The sequence below is a fragment of the Peptostreptococcus sp. genome (assembly GCF_977045075.1).
Window position 1 is genome coordinate 1 of the sequence record NZ_CDRRTB010000122.1, and the last position, 3,153, is coordinate 3,153.

1 protein-coding gene is annotated in these 3,153 nt (G+C 38.3%); it reads right to left on the reverse strand.

Going from position 1 to position 3,153, the window contains the following annotated elements:
• A partial coding sequence (locus tag ACW6OJ_RS07745) for a leucine-rich repeat domain-containing protein (protein WP_456096240.1) occupies positions 1–3,153 on the reverse strand: 3,153 nt, incomplete at both ends.

Below are 3,153 nucleotides of genomic sequence, written 5' to 3' on the forward strand. Positions count from 1 at the left end.
CTTTTTCTGCTATATCCTTGTCTAGGTCCTTAATGTTGGCGATATCTTTAGGCTTGTCTGTAGATTCCTTATTTCCAGACTCCTTCTTGATATTGTCCATAGCAAACATGATTATATCGTTGGCAGATTCATAAGATCCCTTCTTTTCAGCATTATAGATAGCCTTGGCATTTTCAAGAGCCTTTTCTAGGATTTCTTTACTTCTACCCTCTACAAGACCTGTCTTTAGCATCTTTTCAGCCATCTTAATACTATTCTTTAATAGGGCCTTGCTAGCTGCTGTATCATTGTTTTTATCTTCACTATCTGTCTTTTTATCAGTATCCTTACCAATTATAGATTCCTTTGGTGCTTTTGACCAATCTATACTCAATATAGCCGGCTGGCTGGCATCCTGGTTAGCATTCCCAGTTTCTTTGGCAATTGCATCCATAGCATCAACCCAAACTCTAACAGCTATTTCCTTTTCGCCCCTCTTAGTCCTAGTGAAAGAAACCTTGCCTGGGAATTCACTACCGGCATCTTCGTATTTTGAAAGAACCTTGGCAGGTACATAGTCATTTCCAGTCGCTTCATCTACTGTATCATATACACCCATCCTGTATAGGTGACCAATTCTCTTCTTGCCTGCAAGTACGTATTCCATAGAATGGAAATTTAAGGTAAGTTTTATGCCCTGGCTAGTTTCTTCTACCTCCACAGTCTTGTCCATAGCATCTGCACCCATAGAGTTTTCTGAACGGTTGTCATACTTAACTAAATTAACAGGTAGTGTATACTTCATTAGCTTTTTATCACTTGTGCTTTCGCTTGAGCCTGTTTCAGTCTTTGAGTTTGCATCTACTGTAGCCCTTGCTTCCTTGCTAACTTCATAGTTCTTTACCCATTCTCCTACTACCAGGGTATAAAGCTGTTGAGTAAGCCTGTATAGGCTGCCATTTTCCATCCTCTTATCGCTTGCAGTTTCCTTAGGGTCAGCTAGCTTGTTCAAGTCTTCTTTTTCGTAAATAGTCTTTGTAGACCCATCATCATAGACTCTCTCTACCCTAGTAACTATCTTAAAGTCCCTAGCCTGTCTTATTTTACTTGCTATATCATCGTGCTTTCCACCATTCTTCTTCAATAGTTTGTCAGAGTAGTCCTTGTACTCATCCATCTTAAATATCTTCTTATTCTCGAAAGTGACAGCCTCATTCCAGTTTAATAGGTCAAGTATATTTATATCACCCTTATCACTAAACTCAACCTTGCCATTTTTGGCACTTAAATTATAGTCCACTGGGCTTCTTTGGGAATAATATCCACCCTGCTGGCTCTTGTTTATCTTTAGACTCTCATAAGCAGCCGGCATTTCTGCTGGAAGTAGGTTACTAGCTATGTTCAAAGAGTCGAATTTAACATCATCCAGCCTAGGTAGACTTGTAAGGTTGTTGTGTGTTAAGTCTATTTTCAAACCTTCCCTCTTGGCTAGATTTTTCCATATATCTTCACTAATGCTAGATATATTATTGAATTTTAAGTCTAGGTGCTTTAGGTTAGTAAATTCACCCACATAGGCTGGAAGTGTAGCCAACCTATTGTTTCCTAGTCCCAATCTCTGTAAATTACTAGCACCACCTATGCTAGTAGGTAGCTTTACAAGGGCGTTGTCTGTTATTGATAAAGACCTTAGGTCTCTATTATTCTTAAATAGGCCATCGCTCAATATTGATAGGTCATTTGCACTTAGGTCTAAGTTTTTTAACTTGGCAAGATTGTCAAAAGTACCCTCTTTCACTTCGCTTATCATTGTATTTCCAAGATCTATATCAGTTATTTCAGGATTATTTGCAAATAAATCCTTATCCAAGATAGCAATTGGATTAGAGGCAAGTGACACCTTTTTTAACTTCTTGTTGTTCTTGAATATATCCTTAGGTATTTCTGAAATTTTATTACCATTTAAGTATATCTCTTCAAGGTTTACAGCCTTATCGAATACTCCAGCTGGCAGGCTCTTTAATGAGTTTGATGATAGCTTAATCACCTTTACATTTGGGCCCAAGTCCTTTAGTGAACTAATATCATAAATGGTGTTAAACTGACGCTCTAAAGGTGCCCCCCTCCAAGTAAGGTCAACTACTGCCGGAGCCTTTTGCAGTTCTTCACTGCTTATTTCACCATTGTTGTCCCTGTCTAAACCAGAGAATGTAAGCCTCTTTTTAAGGATTTCAGGACTCAATTTACGCTTTTGTTCGAGGTCATATGTCTCATGGAATCCCTTCCATCCTTCATATGCATCCTTCTTAAATACAATCTTAACCTTTGTATACTTTGTATCCATCATACCCTTATACTCAAGCTTACCACCCATATAACTAACCAGAACTGCTCCTTCACGAGCCTTTGTAAGATCCTTCAAATCCATTGTGAAATAGGCCTGAGTCTTTGTAACTGGGTCTACGAAGTCCTTCTTAGATTCTTCAGGCCAAGTGTTGTCTGTATTTTTAATCCTAAAGTCCAAAAGTCCATCTGCAAAGAACAAGTTTAAGAACCTAGCTGTAAGTTTATTACCACGCTTTTCTACCTCTACATTCCTATCAAAGAAGCCCTGTAGCATAGATGTACCCTTTCTACCATCAGCGTACTTAGCTTCAAAGCCTATTGTATACTTGCCATCTGGCGCCTTTTCTAGGTCGGCTATATCTATCTTCTTAAGGCCTTCTAACTCCTTTGCCTCTTCCTGTGGCAACTCCGTATCTACTTCTTCCTTAACATTGTCAGACCAGCTAATAGTGGAATTGTCATCAAGGTAGAATACTACCTTATTATTGGCTCCTAGGTCACTATTCCAATTCTTTATAATTGGGTCTTGGTCACCATTTGGTATATTCATAAAGTCATTACCACCAGAATTTTTAATAAATTTTTCATCCTGTACTGTATATCCATTTATAATAACCTGCTTGATATGAGGAGCTAATCCGTATACTAGGTCCCTATGCTCTTGTAACTCATCATCAGTCTTTTCCTCATAGCCCTTTAGATTTATAACAATTGACTGTGATTTTCTAGTTACATTCTTAATTGCATCCTTATAAAAGTCTGCCCAAGTGATACCTTCTGGCTTCTTGTCACCAGTTTCATACTTTATGGTAGACCCGTCTACAAACT